At 71.3% G+C, this 258-nt stretch carries 1 protein-coding gene; it reads right to left on the reverse strand.

Annotation, left to right across the window (positions count from 1 at the left end):
• Positions 1–76: 76 nt before the first annotated feature.
• Positions 77–258, reverse strand: a 182-nt coding sequence (locus HWE01_RS22730; RefSeq protein WP_241822970.1) for a hypothetical protein, incomplete at its 5' end; no start/stop codon positions are given.

Below are 258 nucleotides of genomic sequence, written 5' to 3' on the forward strand. Positions count from 1 at the left end.
GTGAAGAGCCGTCCGCGGTGCCCAGGACCAGCACCAGGACCATCACGGTGAACAGGACGGTCCGGGCGAACATGACTCAGCCGGCCCGCCAGAACCCCGGTGCTTCGCCCGTGCTGATCCGGACCACTTCCGTCTGCGAGGCCAGCGACCCCAGGGACCGGCCGCCCGCGCAGCAGAACCCGTAGAGCCACGGTGCGATGAGCCAGGTGGCGGCAGCAGCGCCGGCGGCCTTGCCGGCGGTCCCGGTCAGGGATGTAC

The organism is Herbaspirillum sp. C7C8 (genome assembly GCF_022627875.1).
GTDB lineage: Bacteria > Pseudomonadota > Gammaproteobacteria > Burkholderiales > Burkholderiaceae_D > Herbaspirillum.